Raw genomic sequence first — 20,115 nt, forward strand, 5'->3', positions numbered from 1 at the left:
CTTTGGGTCTTCGCAATTTCTTCGACCGGATCGAGCCGCATTTTGAAAAAGGCGGCAAGTATGAAAAGTATTTCTCCATCTACGAGATGGTGGAAAGTCTTCTTTATACACCGAAAACGGTCACCACCGTCGCGCCCCACGCGCGGTCTTATGTCGATATGAAGCGGATCATGACCTATGTGGTCATCGCCACGATCCCGACAATCCTGTTTGCGCTTTATAACACCGGGCTTCAGACCAATATGGCGATTGCCGAATACGGTCCCTCGGGCTGGCGCGCGGCTATCATCGAGGCGCTGGGCATCGGGTTTAACGCCGAGAGCATTCTGGCGAACATGGCGCATGGGCTTTTGTATTTCCTGCCGATCTACATCGTGACGCTGGTCGCGGGCGGGATTTTCGAAGTGATCTTCGCGGTCGTGCGCGGCCATGAGGTGAACGAGGGTTTCCTTGTGACCTCCATGCTTTACACGCTGATCATGCCGGCCTCGACGCCTCTGTGGATGGTGGCTTTGGGCATCATCTTCGGGGTCGTGATCGGCAAAGAGGTCTTCGGCGGCACGGGCAAGAACTTTCTCAACCCCGCGCTTGTGGGTCGTGCGTTCCTTTATTTTGCCTATCCGGCTTACATGTCGGGCGACTCGATCTGGACGCCTGTCGATGGCTTCTCCGGCGCGACCGCTCTGGCCATTGGCGCCTCTGAGGGCGTCGGTGCATTCGCGGCGCATGGCATCAGCTGGATGGACGCGTTTGTCGGCACGATCCAAGGCTCGCTGGGCGAAACCTCGACCATCGCTTGTATGATCGGGCTTGCCTTCCTGTTGCTGACCAAGATCGCCAACTATCGCCTGATCATCGGCTGTATGGCCGGGATGATGGCGTTTTCCGGTCTTCTGAACTTTATCGGCTCCGACACCAACCCGATGTTTGCCATGCCGTGGTATTGGCATCTTGTGACCGGCGGTTTCGCCTTTGGTCTCGCGTTCATGGTGACCGAACCTGTGTCCGGCGCGCATACCAACATGGGGCGTTATATCTACGGGGCTTTGATCGGCTTTATGGTCGTGATGATCCGCGTGGTGAACCCGGCGTTCCCCGAAGGCATGATGCTCGCCATCCTCTTCGGCAACGTGTTCGCACCGCTGATCGACTATTTCGTCGTGCAGGCCAACATCAAACGGAGGGCCAAGCGCAATGTCTGAAGCGAATGAAAACAAAGGCTTGATCCGTCGTTTCCTCGACGCCCCGCCGGACAGTGTGGGCAAGACGGTCTTCGTCGCCGTCGCGCTCTGTCTCGTGGCCTCGATGGTTGTCTCCGCCGCCGCGGTTGCGCTGCGCCCGATCCAGGACGAGAACAAACTGCGCGACAAGCGGATCAATATTCTTCAGGTCGCGGGCGTTTATGACGAAAACACCCCGGTGAATGAGGCGTTTGAGGCCTTCGAGCCGCATGTGCTCGATCTCTCGACGGGTGAGTTCACCGACGCCTTCGAGACCTCCGAATTCGATGCGCTGGCCGATGCCAGAGACCCGTCGATCATGCGCCCGATTGACGAAGACCCTGCCGGTCTTGGCGGTCAGATGCAGGCGTATCGCCTCGTCTATCTGCTGCGCGACGACAGCGGGGCGCTCGACAAGGTGGTGATGCCGATCGAGGGTTACGGGCTCTGGTCCACGCTCTACGGGTTCATCGCACTTGAAGAGAACGGCAACGACATTTTCGGTCTGCAATTCTACCAGCACGGCGAAACGCCGGGTCTGGGGGCCGAGGTGGACAACCCGCGTTGGAAGGCGCTCTGGCGTGGCAAGAAACTCTTTGCCGAGGATGGTGATCTTGCGATCACCGTGGCGAAAACGCCGCCGCCCGAAGGCACGGATTATTATGTGGACGCGCTCGCAGGTGCGACGCTGACCTCGCGCGGGGTGGATAACCTTGTGCGGTTCTGGATGGGTGAGGCGGGCTACGGCAGCTTCCTTGAGCATCTGCAAGCAGGAGAGGTGAACTGATGGCACAGACATATCGTTCGCAACTGATCGACCCGTTGGTCGACGACAACCCGATCACCTTGCAGGTTCTGGGCATCTGCTCGGCGCTTGCGGTGACCTCTTCGATGCAGGTGGCTTTGGTGATGTCCATCGCCGTGACGCTTGTGACAGGCTTCTCGTCGATGTTCATCTCGATGCTGCGCAACCAAATCCCAAGCTCGATCCGCATCATCGTGCAGATGGTCGTGATCGCGTCTCTCGTGATCCTCGTTGACCAAGTGCTCAAGGCCTACGCCTATGAGATTTCCAAGACGCTTTCCGTGTTCGTCGGCCTGATCATCACCAACTGTATCGTGATGGGCCGTGCCGAAGCATTCGCGATGAAGAACCCGCCGATTGCGAGTTTCATCGACGGCGTCGGCAACGGTCTTGGCTATGGCTTGTTGCTCATGGTCGTGGCGGTGGTTCGCGAGCTGTTTGGCTCCGGTTCGCTCTTTGGCATCACTATCCTTGAAACCGTGAACAACGGTGGCTGGTATGTGCCGAATGGTCTTCTGCTCCTGCCGCCCTCGGCCTTCTTCGTGATCGGTCTGATCATCTGGGCCGTGCGCACGTGGAAGCCGGAACAGGTCGAAGAGCGTGAATATAAAATCCAGACGGTGGAGGGCCACTGATGGAAGGTCTCATTTCACTCGCGGTCAAGGCCGTCTTCATTGAAAACCTTGCGCTGTCGTTCTTTCTCGGCATGTGTACCTTTCTCGCCGTGTCGAAGAAAATTTCGACCGCGATGGGTCTCGGCATCTCTGTGATGGTGGTGCAGGCGCTCACCGTGCCTGCGAACAACCTGATCCTGACCAAACTGCTCGCGCCCGGCGCGCTGGCTTGGGCCGGGTTCCCGGATGTCGATCTGACCTTCCTTGGCCTGATCTCCTACATCGGGGTGATCGCGGCTCTGGTGCAGATCCTTGAGATGGTGCTCGATAAGTACTTCCCGCCGCTCTACAACGCGCTTGGCGTCTATCTTCCGCTGATCACGGTGAACTGCGCCATCATGGGCGGCTCTTTGTTCATGGTAGAGCGGGGGTACAACTTCGCCGAATCTGCCACCTACGGTCTGTCTTCGGGCTTTGGCTGGGCGCTGGCGATCACTGCGATGGCCGGTGTGCGCGAAAAGCTGAAATACTCTGACATCCCGGACGGGCTTCAGGGGCTTGGCATCACCTTCATCACCGCAGGTCTGATGGCGATGGCCTTCATGTCCTTCTCCGGCGTGAAACTGTAAGGGAGGGCCAGGATCATGATGACATTCAGTCTGGGCGTTCTGCTCTTTACCCTGATCGTGATCGCGCTTGTGGCGGTCATTCTTGCGGCGCGCTCGAAACTCGTGAGCTCGGGCAACGTCAACATCACCATCAACGGCGAAAAGACGATCTCCGTCCCTGCCGGTGGCAAGTTGTTGCAGACGCTGGCCGGACAAAAGCTGTTCGTGCCGTCGGCTTGTGGCGGTGGTGGCACCTGTGCGCAGTGTCGTGTGCGCATCCATTCCGGCGGCGGGTCCATCCTGCCGACCGAGGAGAGCCATATCACCAAGCGTGAGGCCTCCTGTGGCGACCGCCTGTCCTGTCAGGTGGCGGTGAAGCAGGATATGGAGATCGAAGTGCCCGAAGAGGTCTTCGGCGTCAAAAAGTGGGAGTGCACCGTGCGCTCGAACCACAACGTGGCGACCTTCATCAAGGCGCTGGTTCTGGACCTGCCCGAAGGCGAGGATGTGAACTTCCGCGCTGGTGGCTATATTCAGATCGAAGCGCCTGCGCACAAATTGTCCTATAAGGATTTCGATATCGAGGAAGAATATCGCGAAGACTGGGACAAGTTTAACCTCTGGCAGTACGAATCGACCGTCACCGAGCCGATCGAGCGCGCCTATTCGATGGCGAACTACCCGGATGAGAAGGGCATGATCATGCTCAACGTCCGCGTCGCCTCGCCGCCGCCGCGTTCCGAAGGCATCCCGCCGGGTCTGATGTCGTCCTACATTTTCAACCTGAAACCCGGTGACAAGGTCACGATTTCCGGTCCGTTCGGCGAATTCTTTGCGCGCGACACCAAAAAGGAAATGGTCTTCATCGGCGGCGGTGCGGGCATGGCGCCGATGCGCTCGCATATCTTCGATCAGCTCAAACGCCTCGAGAATCGCGACCGCAAGATCACCTTCTGGTACGGCGCGCGTTCGAAACGTGAGATGTTCTTTGTTGAGGACTTCGACGAACTGGCCAAGGAATTCCCGAACTTCACCTGGCACGTGGCGCTCTCTGACGCCCTTCCGGAGGATGATTGGGGCGGTTACACCGGTTTCATCCACAATGTGCTCTTCGAGGAATACCTCAAGAATCACCCGGCGCCTGAAGATTGCGAATATTACATGTGTGGCCCGCCCATCATGAACCAATCCGTGATCAACATGCTGTTGGATCTCGGCGTGGACCGCGAAGACATCATGCTCGATGACTTCGGGGGCTAATCCCGCCATAGGTTTGAAATAACGAACTGCCGCCAAGCCCAGTGGGGTTTTGGCGGCAGTTTTCGTTTTGAGCCTTGGGAACTTTGGGAGATGAGTCGCCAGACAAGCAAAACAAAAGCCGCCAGACTGACGTCTCGCGGCTTTTTGTCTTCGATCTAGGTGTGACGAATCAAGATTTCATGCGGGCAGGCCGTGCTTAACCGACTGAAATCATTGAAGTGGCTAATGCTCGGAATCAAAGAATGTGCCACTGGAATCAGATTGTCTTTCGCAACATCAAAAAAGGCCGCCAAGCAAAGTGGCGACCTTTCTCAGTGACTGATAGGAATGTGCTCGAGAGGCGATTTAGGCTGAAGTTTGCATCTCGCTCAGCTTCAGGTACTGGTCGGCGAATTCTCGAACGCTTGGTAATTCCTCTCGCTCGAGGGGAGGATTGTCGCCCCATGTCGCTCCGATATAAAATTCTGCGTCCCACGGGTTCCGCAACCCATCCACCACTTTAGCGGGAACCGCATCCCTTCCTGCCAGAACTCGTTCGTACGTTTTTGGATCAAGCGCTTGCCCTTGGAAGATGGCGCTATCCACATATCGTTCATACAAACGAAGAAGCAGGGCCTTGAACTCAATACGAGCATTCACATAGTCGAAGGGGATTTCACTCCAAGCCTTGACCCTAGCGTGCTTGTATTTGGGGTGTGGCTTAAGCTTGATCGCGATGGAGGTATAAACCTTGTCATGTTCGCCGGAGTAGTTCAGCTGGTTTCCGACAAGATCGCGAGAATTGCAGATTGGGATAACCCCCTCCAAGATACCATCGTTCTCATGTTTGAGAATTTCGGCGAGAATTGCATAGGAATTGTGTCTGTTTGTTGGGCGTTCACTCATTTGATTGTCATAGAGAGGGTTGGTCAGCCACTCCTCGCGCACACAGAATGCTTCCGAAAGCTCAGCATATGCGGCGCCGTTCAGCTTATCCACCAGCAGGGTGTCGTCGAGGAAAATAGCAGGTGTGATGCCGTACTCCTCAAGTGTTCGCACGGCATCCATTAAGGTGTAGCCATAAGCGCTGTAGAGATGCCGAATGCGTTCAGCAGTCCGCCTCGCCGTGTCGTCATAGTGACCGTAATCACTATATTCGCCTTGGGTTTCAGCATCCTTAAAAGCTGACAAGATCATCACCACCAGATTGCTAAGTGGCAGATCCCCCAGTTGTTCAGCGCGTTTTTCCAGATAAACACGTAACTCAGCGGTGGGTCGGATCGTAAATGCTTTGGCATCAATGGTCTCCATCTCGGCTTTTTGGGGCATGGAGACAGGTCTCGAAACTGCACGTCGCAGCAAATCACCCAGCATCGCTTTCATCACTAGACTCCTATTATCTGTATCGAAAACATAATTGATTCGAATGGATCATGAAAGGTGAACCTATTTGAATCAGATAGAATCTACTCTGCATAACGCTATACCTTGCGACCGCTACACCGAAAGAAACTTCAACCGGTCGTTCTCAGCACACTCACAGTACGCATCTTCGATAACGGCGCGTGGGTAGATCTTGCTGTAGCGCGCCGGAAACGGCATCGGATCAATCCCAAGCTTCTCAAGTTTGCTGCTGACGTGCTTCGCTTGGGTTCCGATTTGATGGGCAAGGCAACCGAGGGTCACATAATCATCCAAGAAGCGATTGAAGGAGCGCTGCGAAAACGTAGTCATCCGCAAGCCATTACGCGCGCAGCGCACAACTTCTCCCAGCAGGAACCCTTCGTGGGCCAACATGGCGATTGTGGGATCATTAACTCTGAGTAGACGCTTCAAATCGCGTTTGCTGTAGCCTTCCGGCCAATCACTCCCAGCCAGCGCCCTCAAATCCCGCCAGTTGACCAGAAAAGTCCCGAAATGCGCCCTACCTTTTGTGGGCTCGATATGACGGACCTTCCTGGTCTGAAGCATTTTAACAGTCTGGACATAGCTCAGCTTGGTCATGCTGATGCTGTCACGAATGGTGGCGTAGTCGGATCGGTCGCCCCCTTCCCCGGCCGGCGCGTGCAGACAGCTGTCGAGCAGCCTCTGAAGTTCTTCGCGCGGATAGCTTTGGGTGAACCCGTCAAGTTTGAAGGTCGGCGTGATGAGATCCGAAGCTGCAATCTTGTCGAAGGTACAGGGCGGGCATCCAAGGTATTCACCGGCCTTCTTCCGGCGCAGGCCTCGTGCGATGTCGCGAAGGAAGTCCGAGTGCTTGTCGACATCAAAGTAGAAGCGATTGCTGTGTTCTGGCGGGATGCCATCACGGGCCGCGAACGCTCTCTGGATTGCATATATCCTGTCCCCCCATGATGCCGTATTCCTGAGATGCCGAGGAAGCACTGTGTAACTGTCTTTTCGGGCAAGGCTGCCCCAGAACCATTTCACCTTTGTCGATTGGATAGTGCGACCAGATGTAATTGCGCACGATGTTGATAAGGGGTGCGTGCCTCGGGCAACTCCGCTTATGTGTTATCCAGCGGGCAAAGGGACCAAAATCAGTGAAATATCCGGGCCTCTCACTCCCAGAGTTTTTCTGAATATCGGAGAGCGCGTTGCTGATGCCCTCTGCGCCGGACAGACAGGCCTGAAAGCCCTGATCAGCGGCGTAAGACAGCTGCGCGCCCGATAGATTTTCGCGGCGCATCCGGGCACCATGCACTATCAAAACCCCAAGGCTTTCGCAGAAACAGGTGACGACATCGAAGTCGATCCGGTTGAGCCACGTCCCGTCAGAACAGCCTTCCAATCGTCGAGCTAGCCAAGTTTCAAAGCGGGTGCATTTCCCGTGTACCGGGGGCCTCAGTCCGGCAACGCTATCCCGCACCCGTGCCGCAAAGTCACTGGCATGCCGGGGATAGTTAGCCTCCGGCAGTGCGATCAACTCAACATCGTGCTTTGGGCAGTGACGCAGCTGTGCGATCTGCCAGTGCATCCTGCAGTGGGCGCTATATAGGCCTGCTGCTCTGATATCCTCACGCAGGCACTCTGGACAGACCAGTTGACGATTGCGAAGAAAACACCTTGCAGTCAGAGTCTCGTCGTTCAGCACATAGTGTCTCTTGTCGAAAAGTCTAACGCTATAGCGCGCGAGCGCAGCAACATCGACACCGGACAGATCTGACGCGTCGGCCAGAGCTTGGGCATCACCGCCGACCAAATGCTTCCAGTTCAGCCCCATGTCTGAGCAAAAATCCTGCACATGTGGTGAGCCATTCAATGCGGCCAGACGAGAAATAAACGAAGTCGCGGGTTCAAAGGGCATAAGCGGAACGGTAAGAGCGAGCCGGGTCATGCAAGCTCCCCCTTTATTTGACGACGACTTCGATCTTCCCTCTCAAGAGAAGACAGGAGTTTTCCGGGATTGATTGCCAGAAAATCTTCACTGAGAAAGGGGTTCAGTCCGTCAATGCACCCCGCGCGACGCTGAAACGCTGACGCAAAATCCTGCAAGCCCAGAGTTTTACGCTCTGCTACCAGCGCTTCTTCAATCGCGCCGATGATGATCTCGATCACCAGCCCGAATTCGTCGGAAGCGGCATGTATCAACCTGCGGACGGTGTCAGTCTGAAGGATGATAGCCTCAACTCCAAGGTCACCAGCGTGAGCGTACTGTTCGACCACAGATCTGATGCTCCTGCCATCCGACGCATAGCTGACAGGGGCGAAATGAATTGGTTCTATGCGTCTTGCAAGCTGGGCGTCGAGATCGAAGAGATCCATGAGGCCTGGCATCCCGCTGAGAATGATCCCGACCGGCCACATCCTGTTCTGCATAATTGACTTGAGGGTATTGACCACATCCTGCATCTCGGAGCGAAAGCGGCTGGAGTAGAAATCCTGGGCTTCGTCGAGGTGTAGGAACATAGTTTGCCGTTGGCGCAGGTGATTTTGCACGAGTTCCCAGATAATTCCGGATGTCCGATCCCGTCGGATTGGGTAGCCCAATGCCTGCAGGCAGGAGTGGCCGACATGTTTGAGCGTAGCGGGTGATGGCACCGTCAAGCTTACGGCATCGGCGCGCACAACGCCGTCGGTCAGCATCTGCAGATTACTGTGCCTGCTGAAGAGCCGCCGGATCGCCGTAGACTTTCCAGATCCGGAGCGACCAATAACCGCTATTCCATGCGCTTCATGATGCTGCCCGTGCTCGATACCGGCACGCCGGTGATAGAGTAGTGCGTCAAACCTCGCTTCCAGTTCGCGGTACCGCGCATGTGTGACAAAGCGCTTTTGCAGGGCCATGACCTTCTGTCCAATATCGAAAGCTTTCTGTTGTTCCGGCGTCATCATTCATCCTCCAGGGACCAGCTGTCAGACTGCGGTAGAGAGGTGTGGCCTCGCGTTTCGTAGGCCTTCCTCTTTCGGGATGGCGCGGGTTCAATGAAACGCCCGAACGGAGCTTCCCGCTGCGAGGCGGTCGCTGGAGCGGGTTCGTCCGGTAGCTGCTGTGCCTGAAAAAGGGAACGCTCGATCTGTGCGAGCTGGGTCTTCCCCGCATTTTGAGGTGTAATCCCGGCACGCAGCCGAGCCGCCTTATCGATCGCCCTGATGTTCGCGATCGCGCGGTCTCGCACGTCTTCTGTCAGTTCCGCTTCACTGGCATAGCGCTGCAGCAGGACCCGGTTTTCCGCAATCCAGTCCGCCAGTGAGATGCCATCGAAGTTGCCTTTCACAGGGGAGGCGCTGTGCCACTCATTCCCGATCCTGATGGAAATTTCCCCGATATCTTCGGGGTCGATTCTGATGGTGAATTTGCGGTTTCTGGATCGTTTGAATTTTTCGCGCAGTTCCGGACAGCTGTAGAAGTTGCCAAAGAAACGGATGCCGCGTTTCGACAGGATGCGCTCGAACTCGTGACCAAGAACTGTGCGGCGGACATGTCGATCCGGAGGGGCGGAGATCCCGCGATCACGGACGAGTTCTTTCCAGCGATTGGCCGGGGTCTGACCTCCGAGACCGCCATGTGGCTTGTTATGATAATAGTCGACGATGAAATACGTAAGTATACGCGCCAGATCGTCGTCATCGAGCGCGGCGTTTCCTTCGCTGTCATAGTCCCCGCGTTCGAGCGGATTGGAAAAGGTCCTTCCGGAAAGGCGTGGCATGAGCCCTGTTGTGAGGGTTCCGAAGGGGCGCTCAATCCGACCGCGCAGTTCGGGGATTTTGACCGGCGCGAATTGCATGATACCGCCAAGGCCGTTGACTGCGGCCACGAAAGCATCGGCAAAGAAAGCCGTGCCGGTGTCACATGCCACACTGGAAATGCCACCGTGCTGGTTCCAAGGCGACTGTGCGCCAAGGGCCCGGGCCAGATCGCTCTTGTCCGTCACGATCATATTCAACAGCTGGACAGCTGCCTCCGCCGAGGGGTTTTCGACGATCAGAAGTCCCAAAATACAACGACTGGCGCAGTCAATGGCGGCATAAATCCAACGACGCCCTTTGGGCAGGGCGCGCCTCTGTTCGTCCGTCATGATCTGATAAAGACCAACGATGGTGAAATATGTGATCAGATCGACCTGCCACTCGTCGACTTCAATTCGCTCCATCGGAAACTGCACATCAAGGCCACCTGACCACATCGCATATTTCTTGCGCGTCGCGTCCAGGCCGAAGCGCGCACAATCCGTTTCAAATGGATCGAGCGCATTGATGCGCCGCCGGATCGTGGCAGGGCTGGGAGTGTGCAGTGGCTTCAGGTTCGCGGCTGCGCGGTTCGTGTTCTCTTCTTTGAAGCGTAGTCTCGTCTGCTCAATGACCTCTTCCATCGTCGGTCGGTTCACGTTGGCATAGGTCAGCACGCAATCCTGCAGCAGGGCTTCGACGTCGTGACTGAAATAGCCGGATATCCAACCCGATCCGGTTTTGCGGGGGGCCAGCGTCATTGGGTCGAAGCCGCTGTTGCGCAGTGTGCGCAGATGATTCAGTAAAGTTCTCCCGCAGGGCAGCTGGCGCAGGGGCAGGCGCTCGGAGGCCCTGATCCGCCGCCCGAGAAAGTGCCGGGCCAGTTCCTGATCCGCGACCATCTGCTCCAGCCGCTGTCTGTGCTGACGGACGCCGGTCTCTGTGAGTTTCAGTTCCCCCGCTTCATGCAGGCGGTGCATTGCCATGCAGGCGAGGTAGAGCCAGATTGTTTTTGCACGCGTTTCGTCGTCGAGCCCGTCCAAAGTCGGGGCGCGGGAGCTTGCTTTATTACGAACGTTTTGACCTGCGAAATAATCCCGTTTGAAAAGCAGGTGGTCATCGAGGCGAAGAAGCGTCCCGACTTCATTCTTCCTTCGCTCGCCTTCATCAGCAGCGGTGAAGCCATTGCCGCAACTGGTCTGATCCTGAGCGCCAAAACCACCCTGCGCGAGCGCTGGAAACAGGTCGAGCGTGAAAAAGGCGAACGCAGGCTGTATCTGACTACGGTTGATGAAAACATCGCGGGCAACGCCATTCAGGACATGGCGGGCATCGGCGTCCAGCTCGTGATCCCCGAGAGCCTGATGGACGCCAAAGAGACCGAATATGCCGGGCACAAGAACGTCCTGACCTTCCGGAGGTTTTGCGATGAAGTGGTGGAGCCGAATTTGGCGGTTTGGGGATAGTGCGATCGCCGGTTGTTTAGGCATGGCGGAAACCAGCCCTGCATTGCACGCCGCACGAATGTCCGGTTTGTGGATATGCCCGCTTACACCAAGTACGTTCTCTCGCTCATGACACTGCACGTTCCATTTTCCCCCTTGAGTTGTGCAGTCAGGGAATTACATTCACTCTAGCACATTTATAATATTCCGGTTTCCCACATGTCTTTCTTTTCGCAAACCTCCCGCATGGGTCGCCTGACCACCGCACTTGGCGAGGACGTTTTGGTCCTGATGCGCTTTGAAGGCGAGGAGCGGATCAACGGGGTGTTTAGTTACCACGTCGACTGTCTTGCCTCCGCCGATGATATTGATTTCGATGCGCTTTTGGGCACGCACGCCACCGTCACGCTGCGCACGCATGACGGCTCGGACAAGCCTTTCGATGGCATCATTTCCGAAGCGCGTTGGATGGGTGCGGGCGAGAATGGCCATCGCTATCGGTTGACGCTCAAGCCGTGGTTCTGGCTCGCGTCGCTCCGTCGCAACCAGCGGATTTTCCACAATAAAACCGTGATCGACATCCTCACCGAGCTCCTCGGCGCCTATGCTTCGGCGGGCAAGATGGAGACCCGGCTGACGCTCGAGTATCCCGAGCTCGAATACACCGTTCAGTACCGCGAGAGCGACATGGATTTCGCCGCGCGGCTCATGGAACGGCACGGGATTTCCTATCATTTTGAACAGGATAGCGGATCGCACCTGATGGTTCTGACCGACATTGTCGAGAGCCACGCGACCATCGGCGAACGCCCGTTCAAACCCTATGACGGCCACCATCAGGAAGAGATCGAGCACTTTTGGGAATGGCGCCCGGCGCGGCGGATCACGACGGGCGCTGTGCGGCTGACGGATTACAATTTCAAGACGCCGACCGCGGCGATGGAAACCAATTCTTCATCTTCTTCGAGCTATGCTCAGGGCCAGATCGAGAGTTTTGAATGGCCGGGGGATTACCTCGACCAGGGCCGTGGCGATGTGGTCGCGCGGCTGCGCTCAGAAGGCGAGACCGGCCAGGACCGGCGCTTTGAGGCGCAGGGCGATATTCCTGCGCTTGGCGCGGGGCTGCGGGTGACGCTTGGCGGTGAGCCTCTGCCGGGTACGGGAGAGGACTACCTCTGCCTCGTGGCGTATCACAGCTACACGTCGGACAATTACGGCTCCGGCGGCGAAGAGGGCGACGGCTACGCCTACACCGGGCGCTATGTTTTGCTGCCCGCCGACGCGCCCTTGGTGCCGGAGTTGAAGACCGCGCAGGCGGATGTGAAAGGGCCTCAGACCGCGGTGGTCGTGGGCGATGGCGAGATCGACTGCGACGAATACGGGCGCATTCTGGTGCAGTTCCACTGGGACCTCGACGCAGCCTATTCGATGCGCTGCCGTGTGTCGCAATCCTGGGCGGGCAACGGCTGGGGCGGCATGGTGATCCCTCGGATTGGGATGGAGGTTGTGGTCGAATTCCTCGACGGCGACCCGGACAAACCGCTGGTCACCGGGTGTGTGTATAACGGCAAGAAAATGCCCCCTGCCGCGCTTCCTCTACACTCGAGTAGATCCACTTTCAAAACCAATTCAGTCGACGGTGAAGGCTTTAACGAACTGACCTTTGAAGACAAGGCCGGTGAGGAGTTTGTCTATCTTCACGCACAAAAGAATCTCGATATGCATATTGAGAATTCGTCTCAACGGCGCGTCGAATTTGATGATGCTGTTTCGGTTGGCAATGATTCAATGCTCTCCGTTGCGGCCAATCGGACTGTTTCCGTTGAAGGCGATATGGGGCTGACTGTCATCGGCGCATTAAGTGAAAAAATTGACGGTAATCATGGCCACAAAGTGGGTGCTGACTTCTCGCTGCAAACGGGCGGAGATTTGACGCTCAAAGCAGGTGGGGAGATTGTTATCGATGCGTCGAAAATCACACTTGTCGCGGGCGGTTCTGCAGTTGTGGTGCAAGGAGGAGCTGTGAATGTCGCTCCTGTTCTGAACGTCGGCAACGCCTCTCCGGGAGCAGCCGCCATCCCAGCCATTCCGGCTGTTCTGAAGGCTGCAGCAGGCGAAGGCTCACCTTTTGTCAGCCACTGCCCCCTTAAAGACGAAGCCTAATCATGGTTGGTGTAACGATAGATCAGTTCCTGTCCCCGAAGGGCTCTCCTGCATGGCTTGTTTTGGACGGGGTGAATTGCCCTGATCTTTCGCATTTTCTCGGGCGAACCGCGAACTGTTGCTTTTATCGCGAAACGGGTCAGAAGCAGCCCATTCATGCGCCTTGGATGATCAGCATCGATGATAAAATCTCCGAGATGGCGTCTTTCCTTCCGAATGATACGCATTGGGGATTCATCTTTACGTCCCATTGGCCCATACGAGATTTGCGTGCACATTTTCGGCGCTACACGATGCTGAAAACGCCGCAGAATGAGGCTCCAGTCTATTTCCGTTTCTATGATCCTCGTGTGTTGTTCGACCTTAGTCATGCACTTGAGGCAGAGAAACTCCGGATGTTTATGCGACCATTCGACCGGCTTGCGCTTCCTTTATCCCCTCTTCTCGGTGAAAGATGTGGTCTTTCTCCTTTGGCTCACCATAACGAATTCAGGTCTAAGTTTCTAACGCTCCCGCTCCCGCCAGCATATCCGCCGGAAAGTGGGTCTCAGAGTTTTCAGATCGGAACAGCCGAGTATCGGCGCTTTGAAAGTCTGCAAGCCCGGAGGGCTGAACGCAAGTTGGCTCGCGAGTTGCATCTTATGGCCCGGAACAGGTCCGATACCGAAATTCTTGACATTGCAGCGGCAGCACCCGCGCGCGCAGCGAGATATGATTTGAAGTCCGTGCGCCAAATCAGGTTGTTCGCGAATTGCATGCTTAAATTCGGAATCACCTTCGACGAAAGTCACCCGGGGGCGCGAGAGGTTTTAACTCTGAGGCGGGCCTCTGTTCGCGAAAAATTTGTCGCTTTGCAAAACTGGTACACAACTGCGAGCGACAAGTCCTTTCCTGCACAGGGGTCTCAGGATTTGGATATTTGGGATCAATTGGAAAGAATGCGCATTTCATGACAGATTATGTTCCAACACTGGATGACATCGAAGCGTTGGTCGGTGCGCATCCCGATAAATTCTCGTCCCCGCTGCAAACCATGCGGTCTATTTCCAGTGCTCGTGCCCAAGGGGAAACGGTCAGTGAAATCACTGCGCAACATCATTATGGGGATTATTTGTCCAATGGTGGCGAACCACTGAGTTCGGATGGTGCCATTCCGTCAGCGGAAGCATTGCACGATCAGCCTCAAGGCAAAGCAGGATGCGATTGCGAGGCGGCTATGCCATGTTGCGTGAATTCGATCACGCTCGGCTGCTCGCATCGAGAGGGACGCCTTATCTTGCCACAGGAGGATAAAGGTGACGGCCAGTCTCAGTGCAAACTCGTTCTTGTGGCGGATCAAGGGGGCGCTTCCGGATATGATCTGCTGAAGGTGACGCTCGACAGGACACCTCATGGCGACTGTGTCATGCCAAAGCAGATGCCAAAATCCCTGATCAAAATGGAAGGCGGGGAGACAGAAGAAAAGACCGAAGAAGACTATGAAATTCAAATGTCTTATCCCGGAAATACCGATCTTGGACAAACGGACATCGAAAGATTTGTCAACGCCACAAAGCACACACTGTTTGGCGATCTGGAGAAACTTGGAACAAATTATTCTCTAAAGCTCGACACTTGCAGTGGCGAGACGACGTTCGACAGCGTGCTTCAGGTTTATCCCAAACTCGAATGGACGGCTGCAAGTTTTGGCTACGAGATCAAAGGCACCTACTACACGGACTTTACCTTTGTTCCCAGCGTGGCTTTGACCGGTAAGCTCAACGGTACTTTCGGCGCATCTACCTTTTCCATCGATGGCAAGGGAGAGAGCAAAACCGATCCGGAAAATCATTCCAAATCCCTTATTCCTTTCCTCGACAAGACGCTGTCCAAACTTCAGGACCTGACGGGTGAAGGATCGAGAACCAGCGAAAAATCCACACATTCGTCGATTTCAGTGTTCCACAAGGTCAATCTCGGAACGAGTAAATTCAAGCTGGTGGAGCATCCCACCGATCCGGCTGCCGTAGGGATCGAAGCGAATGTGACAATGGGCTTCGCCCCTCTGATCGGGATCGAAGCCAAGCTCGATATCATTGATGCACTTTTGACGGCGGCGCAGGCAAGCGCAGCATCCGGTCTTGCTACGGCTTTGAAGAAAGCCCGTGAGGCGGCGGCGAACGGGTTGGGGAGCAAAGATGGCCCGGCACACTTTGTTGCGAAGGCAGGTGTCACTTTGGAAGTCACAGGTCAAATAGGGACCGGAACAGTAAATCTGAAGCGGGCCGTCAATTCATCCAAATGGGATGGCACAGGAGAAGTGGGTGGATCTCTGGGGTTAGCTATCGTCGCTATCGTAGAAGCCGAAGGGCGTATTTACAGAATAAGCGGTTCCTTAAGCGCGTCTGGAAAAGCGGCATCCTCGATCAAGGTCGTCCTCAAAACACTGACTGCACAACAGAAAGAAAAGATGAAAGACAGTAAATTGAATGTCAGGTCGGAATGGGATGGGATTAAAATCACCTACTCTTCACAAGCAAAGGCAATGTTTTATAGCTCTCGTGCGGTAAATGGCGAAGTCGTCGTTCGCAAGCCGGAGGTGTTGTATGAAACCTATTTTTAAGCTGCTTTTCACCGTTCTCATCAGCACAATCGGAGGTTCAACAATGGCAAATGAACGTGACCCCGCCCAAACCGCCCTTGGGATGGACATTTCTCTTTCTGGTGTGCAGCTTGATCTGCGCGTGAATGATGTGCCGATCGCAGATCCATCGTTCCCGCTCGGGGCAGACGGGCCGTTTTCAACGACAATGACACTGAACAGTGCCTTCGCTTCGGGTGAAAATTCGGTCACTCTGTCGGTGGTCCCGAACGCCGAAGTATCGCCTGGCTGGGACCAACATGCCCATGCACGTTTTGGGTATTGGCCCGCAGCCGATTTTCCGATGCCTTTTGATGACCGAGCTTTTGCAATAGATGTCCAATATCGCCTTGAAACGGATGCGACGGAAGGCGAGTTCTCTGTAACATATGCAGCTCAGGAGTACCTGACAGCATCACAGGCCGGGGACATCGCATCGACCGACGAAGGAGACATGTTCGGGCTGACCCTTGATATCGGGTTGAACTTGCCGCCACTGGCATGGATGCAGGGGCAACTCCTCACTCCGGACGCAAAGATGCAGCGTGAACTTGTTGAACAATACGCAAAGCTTCATGCGCACATTGCCCAAGGTTTTGACGGTATGAACGAAGCTCTCGCGCCCTATTTCACGCGGCAAGCCGCTGCATTTGGCGTAAGCTTGGAACAGTTCATCGAGTTGAACGTTCGTCCGATGTTCGGGCCTGAAAGCGGTACGGAATTTCTCCCGTTCGACATCTCGAAATCTGAACTCCGCCTGTATGGGAATGGTCGGCTCGCTGCGCTCGTCCCAATGCCATTGACCTATCGAAACGAAGCCTATGGTGAGGAAGGGGCGTTACTTATTTACTTCTGGAAGGACCAGACGGGGCAGTGGCAGATCATTCATTGAGATTGGTACAGAAACGCACGGTTGAGTGGGGCCATTATGTGTTCGGCATCATGCTGTTTGGAATGGCGTTTCTTGTGCCCGACACGGCTGAAACCGAAGAGATAGCCTTGCGTAACACTGCGATCCTCATGGATTTGTCCGTTACCTCGGGTGCGGTGGATGTCCGTGTGGAAGAGGTGCCCCTTTTTGATCCTGCCGCTCCGATAACGGCCTCACAAACTCTCGACACACAGTTTCCGATCAATCAGGCGTTTCATTCCGGCGATAACACGATGACGTTTCGTGTGCGCTTTACCCCTTCATCGGATCCGGTCGTCGTCCCTTCACTTAAAGTTGCGATAGGGGCCTACACGGGCATCAGTTGGCCAAGCATTGGTGAAAACAGACCGTTGGTGTCTGACTTTGAACTCAAACCTGTCTTGACACCTGAGGGCAGGTATCTTGTGGAAGTCCAAGAACGCCATTCTGAGCAGGAGGTACTACAAGCAGGAGAATTAACGCATATCTCAGGCGATGGCCTACCGGAAAGCTGGAACACCTATCAGTTACGTTTAGAGGTCGCTCTGCCGCTGTCCGAATTCGCATGGCAACAAGGACAGATCCTGTCTGCAACGCCAGATACCGAGCAAAGTCTCAGAGATGAATATCAGCGTCTGTTTCATATTCTTTCCCAAAAAGACAGTGCGCTATACCGGCAAGCTTTGTGGCCATTTCTGAGCAATATGTCTGCGGCGCAAGGGCTCGACACAGAGACCTATACGGCAATGTCGCTCGATCCTGTCATCGGTCCGCAGAGCGACTATGATCCAGTTCCGTACTCCGCCGTAGGGTCGCATCTTGAACTCTTCAGGGAGGGACGCTTGGCGGCACTTGTTCCAATCCCTCTCAAGTTTCGTCATCGTGAGTGGGACGATGAAGCTACGCTTTTCATTTACTTTTGGAAAGACCAGGCTGGGCAATGGCAAATCATCCATTGACGGGAGATCGCGTTCCTCTGAGAGCTTTCGTGATCTTGGCCTATGTTTGCGCCGCTCTTGGGGGCTTTGCTGCGCCTTCATTGGCAAACGAACTCGCCCCTTCGGAAACAGTGCTTGGGATTGATCTGGATCTAAGCGCCGCCGCGCTCGATTTCCGTGTCAATGATGTGCCTATCCTGGATCCGCAGGCCCCTCTGAGCACTGACGCGCAGATCGCAACGCAGCTGACATTGAATGAGGCCTTTACCAAAGGCCAGAATACCATATCTTTCGCTGTACAGTTCAAACCGAACTCAGAGTGGACGCCAGGCCTTCATCTTCGACTGCATTCCTGGCCAGCCGGAACCATACCCGAGCTGTTTCAGGGATCGGATTTTGTTTTTGATGTAATAGTAGCTGTTTCGCAAAATGATCCGGGCAAGCTCGAAATGACACAGATGGTTGGCTCAGGGGAGCCGCTGGTCAAAATCGCCGAGATACACCAAACGGCTGGCGATGGCACAACCGATGGTTGGAACACATGGTCGATGACAGCAGAGGTGATGATCGATTTCCCGCAGGACGCTTGGCAGTCCGCGCAGGTTCTTGAGGTCACGCCCGAACTACGACGAGAACTTTCTGGTGAATATATGAAGCTGCATTCCGCGCTTGCAGAGGGAGGACGCACCGCTCAAATGGCTTTGGCCCCCTATATCCATCGTCTTGCCGGGGGCGTTGGCGCCAGCGACGCGGAATATTATACCTCCGGCTATGAGGCGTTACTTTCCGGAGACGCTGGGTTTACGCTCCGTCCGTTCGATGCCGATGAAAGCAAGGTGCAGCTTTATGGTCATGGCAGGCTTGCTGCTTTATTACCTCTTCCAATCCGATATTGGAATCCCGAAGCAGAACAGGAAGCCAGCCTTTTCATTTACTTTTGGAAAGAGCAGGCTGGGCAATGGCAAATCATTCATTGAAATTGGATAAGATTAGGATCGGTATTACATGAAACCTGTGGCATGCTTAGGGGACAAACACATTTGCCCAATTCACGGGAGCAACGCGATTGTAAGTGTTGCCTCCAAATCCACCTGTGACGGATTGCCGGTTGCATGTGTAGGAGATGTAACTGGATGTGGTGCTACCATCACGTCTGGCTCATCAAGCTGCATAACTGACGGAAAACAAACGGCTTACGTTGGTTCAACAACCAGCCATGGTGGAACGATTGTGTCCGGATCTTCGAAACAAATGATCCCCGATTAGCGACTGTACCTGTCGTTAGCAGCCCCCAAAGTGGATTACGAGTACAGGCGTAATACCTTGTATAAAGGGCAATCGGGTGTCGCCCCCGCATTTGGTGCCTTCCGAGACTAGAAACCTAGGCCATATTGGCGTTACGCGCCAATACCGAAGCACTAAATCATGTACTTCCGGCCCAGAGCCGACCTTGGCATATCCAAAAAGACTTTGACTGCAGCATGGTCATTTGATTCAGGGCGACCGTCCCGTCACCTCATGTCGCATCGCAGACGACAACCGGTGCTTTGGATTCGGATAGCGGTCCCCAGCCAGATTTGCGCAAAGCGCACCTCCAACCTGTAGAGGGCAGCATCAAGCGACACGCGGCCTTACCCGCTCCCGGCGTGGTTCCTCCAGAGGAAAGCTCTTTTGACGAAAAAGGAAGCAAACCATGCTAAAAAGGAAACTAATCCTGATTAGTCACATGTCGGGTGACAGATAACTTGTCCATCAAAAATTCGGTAAGTATTTGAAATTATTAAATATGGACCAATATAAGTGACACCGTTTTGTCCATTGGTGACAGATTCGTTGTCCATTTCCTCATATTTCTGCAGATTATCCTGAGACGAAAAAAAAAGCGCCCTATTAGGGCGCTTCGTCAGGCAGTGCTATGTAGATAACCTAAATCGTTTCGGCATATGCCAAAAGTGTAATGAGTCCGAAAAAGAGCAGCAGCAAAAAGTGAATTGGCTGCTTTTTAAACGCTTGACGAGTTCCGGGGGCATTTATTGCAATAGGGGCGGCCCTTATGCCAAGCGCGATAATGTTCGAAAAAAGATATACTGCAAAAACCACATAGACCAATGCCAACACGACTGGATCATCAGGCATGCCATTTATTTTTAAAGCCATAAAACCGCTTATCGCAGAAATAAGTGGAAGCCCGAAAAACCATACAAGGATTTCCTCTGATTTCGCTTGAAAGCCCGGAAACGTAATATGGGCGAAGAACGTGTATGGAATAATCAGTAGCCATGGCATCCATGGCTGATCTGAGAAGTAAGTAATTGCTATATATAAAAAGTCGAATGGACGACGGTATGGACGTATTTCAAGTGATCTTTAAGAAGATTCATGCT

The 20,115-nt window shown here is 54.7% G+C and carries 19 protein-coding genes; 13 read left to right on the forward strand and 6 right to left on the reverse strand.

The annotated features are described in order from the left end of the window. Positions 1-2: 2 nt before the first annotated feature. Genes LC094_RS08755 through nqrF form a run of 5 tightly spaced genes read left to right on the forward strand, consistent with a single transcriptional unit; the run spans position 3 to position 4,507 of the window. Complete coding sequence (locus tag LC094_RS08755; RefSeq protein ID WP_226551910.1) at positions 3-1,202, forward strand: NADH:ubiquinone reductase (Na(+)-transporting) subunit B; 1,200 nt, start codon at positions 3-5, stop codon at positions 1,200-1,202. Continuing rightward, positions 1,195-2,007: a Na(+)-translocating NADH-quinone reductase subunit C gene (locus tag LC094_RS08760; RefSeq protein WP_226551912.1), complete on the forward strand. Its 813-nt coding sequence runs from the start codon at positions 1,195-1,197 to the stop codon at positions 2,005-2,007. Before LC094_RS08755 ends, LC094_RS08760 begins: the two co-directional genes overlap by 8 nt. Further along, the gene (locus LC094_RS08765; RefSeq protein ID WP_226551914.1) at positions 2,007-2,660 is read left to right on the forward strand and encodes an NADH:ubiquinone reductase (Na(+)-transporting) subunit D; all 654 of its coding nucleotides are present in this window, start codon (positions 2,007-2,009) and stop codon (positions 2,658-2,660) included. Before LC094_RS08760 ends, LC094_RS08765 begins: the two co-directional genes overlap by 1 nt. Next, positions 2,660-3,268, forward strand: a complete 609-nt coding sequence (gene nqrE, locus LC094_RS08770) for an NADH:ubiquinone reductase (Na(+)-transporting) subunit E (protein ID WP_066601138.1) — start codon at positions 2,660-2,662, stop codon at positions 3,266-3,268. The genes LC094_RS08765 and nqrE overlap by 1 nt, the downstream gene beginning before the upstream one ends. 15 nt (positions 3,269-3,283) lie before the next feature. Continuing rightward, positions 3,284-4,507 (forward strand): NADH:ubiquinone reductase (Na(+)-transporting) subunit F, encoded by a 1,224-nt coding sequence (gene nqrF / locus LC094_RS08775; protein WP_226551922.1) that lies wholly within the window; start codon positions 3,284-3,286, stop codon positions 4,505-4,507. A gap of 345 nt (positions 4,508-4,852) precedes the next feature. Here nqrF and LC094_RS08780 read toward each other — a convergent pair whose 3' ends face one another. From LC094_RS08780 to LC094_RS08800, 5 genes are all read right to left on the reverse strand, one after another. Then, a complete protein-coding gene (locus LC094_RS08780) occupies positions 4,853-5,869 on the reverse strand; it encodes a hypothetical protein (protein WP_226551924.1) in 1,017 nt (338 codons plus the stop codon). A gap of 114 nt (positions 5,870-5,983) precedes the next feature. After that, the gene (locus tag LC094_RS08785) at positions 5,984-6,871 is read right to left on the reverse strand and encodes a hypothetical protein (RefSeq protein ID WP_226551926.1); all 888 of its coding nucleotides are present in this window, start codon (positions 6,869-6,871) and stop codon (positions 5,984-5,986) included. Beyond that, on the reverse strand, positions 6,792-7,823 hold the full coding sequence (locus LC094_RS08790; RefSeq protein ID WP_226551928.1) for a TniQ family protein: 1,032 nt from the start codon (positions 7,821-7,823) through the stop codon (positions 6,792-6,794). The genes LC094_RS08785 and LC094_RS08790 overlap by 80 nt, the downstream gene beginning before the upstream one ends. Then, complete coding sequence (locus LC094_RS08795; protein WP_226551930.1) at positions 7,820-8,821, reverse strand: TniB family NTP-binding protein; 1,002 nt, start codon at positions 8,819-8,821, stop codon at positions 7,820-7,822. Before LC094_RS08795 ends, LC094_RS08790 begins: the two co-directional genes overlap by 4 nt. Then, on the reverse strand, positions 8,818-10,698 hold the full coding sequence (locus tag LC094_RS08800) for a Mu transposase C-terminal domain-containing protein (RefSeq protein WP_226551932.1): 1,881 nt from the start codon (positions 10,696-10,698) through the stop codon (positions 8,818-8,820). Before LC094_RS08800 ends, LC094_RS08795 begins: the two co-directional genes overlap by 4 nt. Between LC094_RS08800 and LC094_RS08805 the strand changes: the two genes are divergently transcribed. From LC094_RS08805 to LC094_RS21680, 8 genes are all read left to right on the forward strand, one after another. Beyond that, positions 10,621-11,121, forward strand: coding sequence for a type II restriction endonuclease (locus tag LC094_RS08805; protein ID WP_226551934.1), 501 nt, complete (start codon positions 10,621-10,623; stop codon positions 11,119-11,121). The genes LC094_RS08800 and LC094_RS08805 overlap by 78 nt on opposite strands. Before the next feature lie 198 nt (positions 11,122-11,319). Next, positions 11,320-13,263, forward strand: a complete 1,944-nt coding sequence (locus LC094_RS08810) for a type VI secretion system Vgr family protein (RefSeq protein WP_226551936.1) — start codon at positions 11,320-11,322, stop codon at positions 13,261-13,263. A gap of 2 nt (positions 13,264-13,265) precedes the next feature. Further along, on the forward strand, positions 13,266-14,216 hold the full coding sequence (locus tag LC094_RS08815) for a DUF4123 domain-containing protein (protein ID WP_226551938.1): 951 nt from the start codon (positions 13,266-13,268) through the stop codon (positions 14,214-14,216). Then, positions 14,213-15,865: a hypothetical protein gene (locus tag LC094_RS08820; RefSeq protein WP_226551940.1), complete on the forward strand. Its 1,653-nt coding sequence runs from the start codon at positions 14,213-14,215 to the stop codon at positions 15,863-15,865. Before LC094_RS08815 ends, LC094_RS08820 begins: the two co-directional genes overlap by 4 nt. Then, entirely contained in the window at positions 15,849-16,775 is a 927-nt protein-coding gene (locus tag LC094_RS08825; RefSeq protein WP_226551942.1) for a hypothetical protein, read from the forward strand. The genes LC094_RS08820 and LC094_RS08825 overlap by 17 nt, the downstream gene beginning before the upstream one ends. Beyond that, a complete protein-coding gene (locus tag LC094_RS08830) occupies positions 16,757-17,752 on the forward strand; it encodes a hypothetical protein (protein WP_226551944.1) in 996 nt (331 codons plus the stop codon). Before LC094_RS08825 ends, LC094_RS08830 begins: the two co-directional genes overlap by 19 nt. Then, entirely contained in the window at positions 17,734-18,708 is a 975-nt protein-coding gene (locus LC094_RS08835; protein WP_226551946.1) for a hypothetical protein, read from the forward strand. Before LC094_RS08830 ends, LC094_RS08835 begins: the two co-directional genes overlap by 19 nt. A gap of 28 nt (positions 18,709-18,736) precedes the next feature. Continuing rightward, positions 18,737-18,997, forward strand: a complete 261-nt coding sequence (locus tag LC094_RS21680) for a PAAR domain-containing protein (protein ID WP_096806092.1) — start codon at positions 18,737-18,739, stop codon at positions 18,995-18,997. 660 nt (positions 18,998-19,657) lie between these two features. Here LC094_RS21680 and LC094_RS08845 read toward each other — a convergent pair. Then, complete coding sequence (locus tag LC094_RS08845; RefSeq protein ID WP_226551948.1) at positions 19,658-20,017, reverse strand: hypothetical protein; 360 nt, start codon at positions 20,015-20,017, stop codon at positions 19,658-19,660. Positions 20,018-20,115 lie beyond the last annotated feature (98 nt).

Origin of the sequence: Celeribacter naphthalenivorans (genome assembly GCF_020524585.1) — a bacterium.
GTDB lineage: Bacteria > Pseudomonadota > Alphaproteobacteria > Rhodobacterales > Rhodobacteraceae > Celeribacter > Celeribacter naphthalenivorans.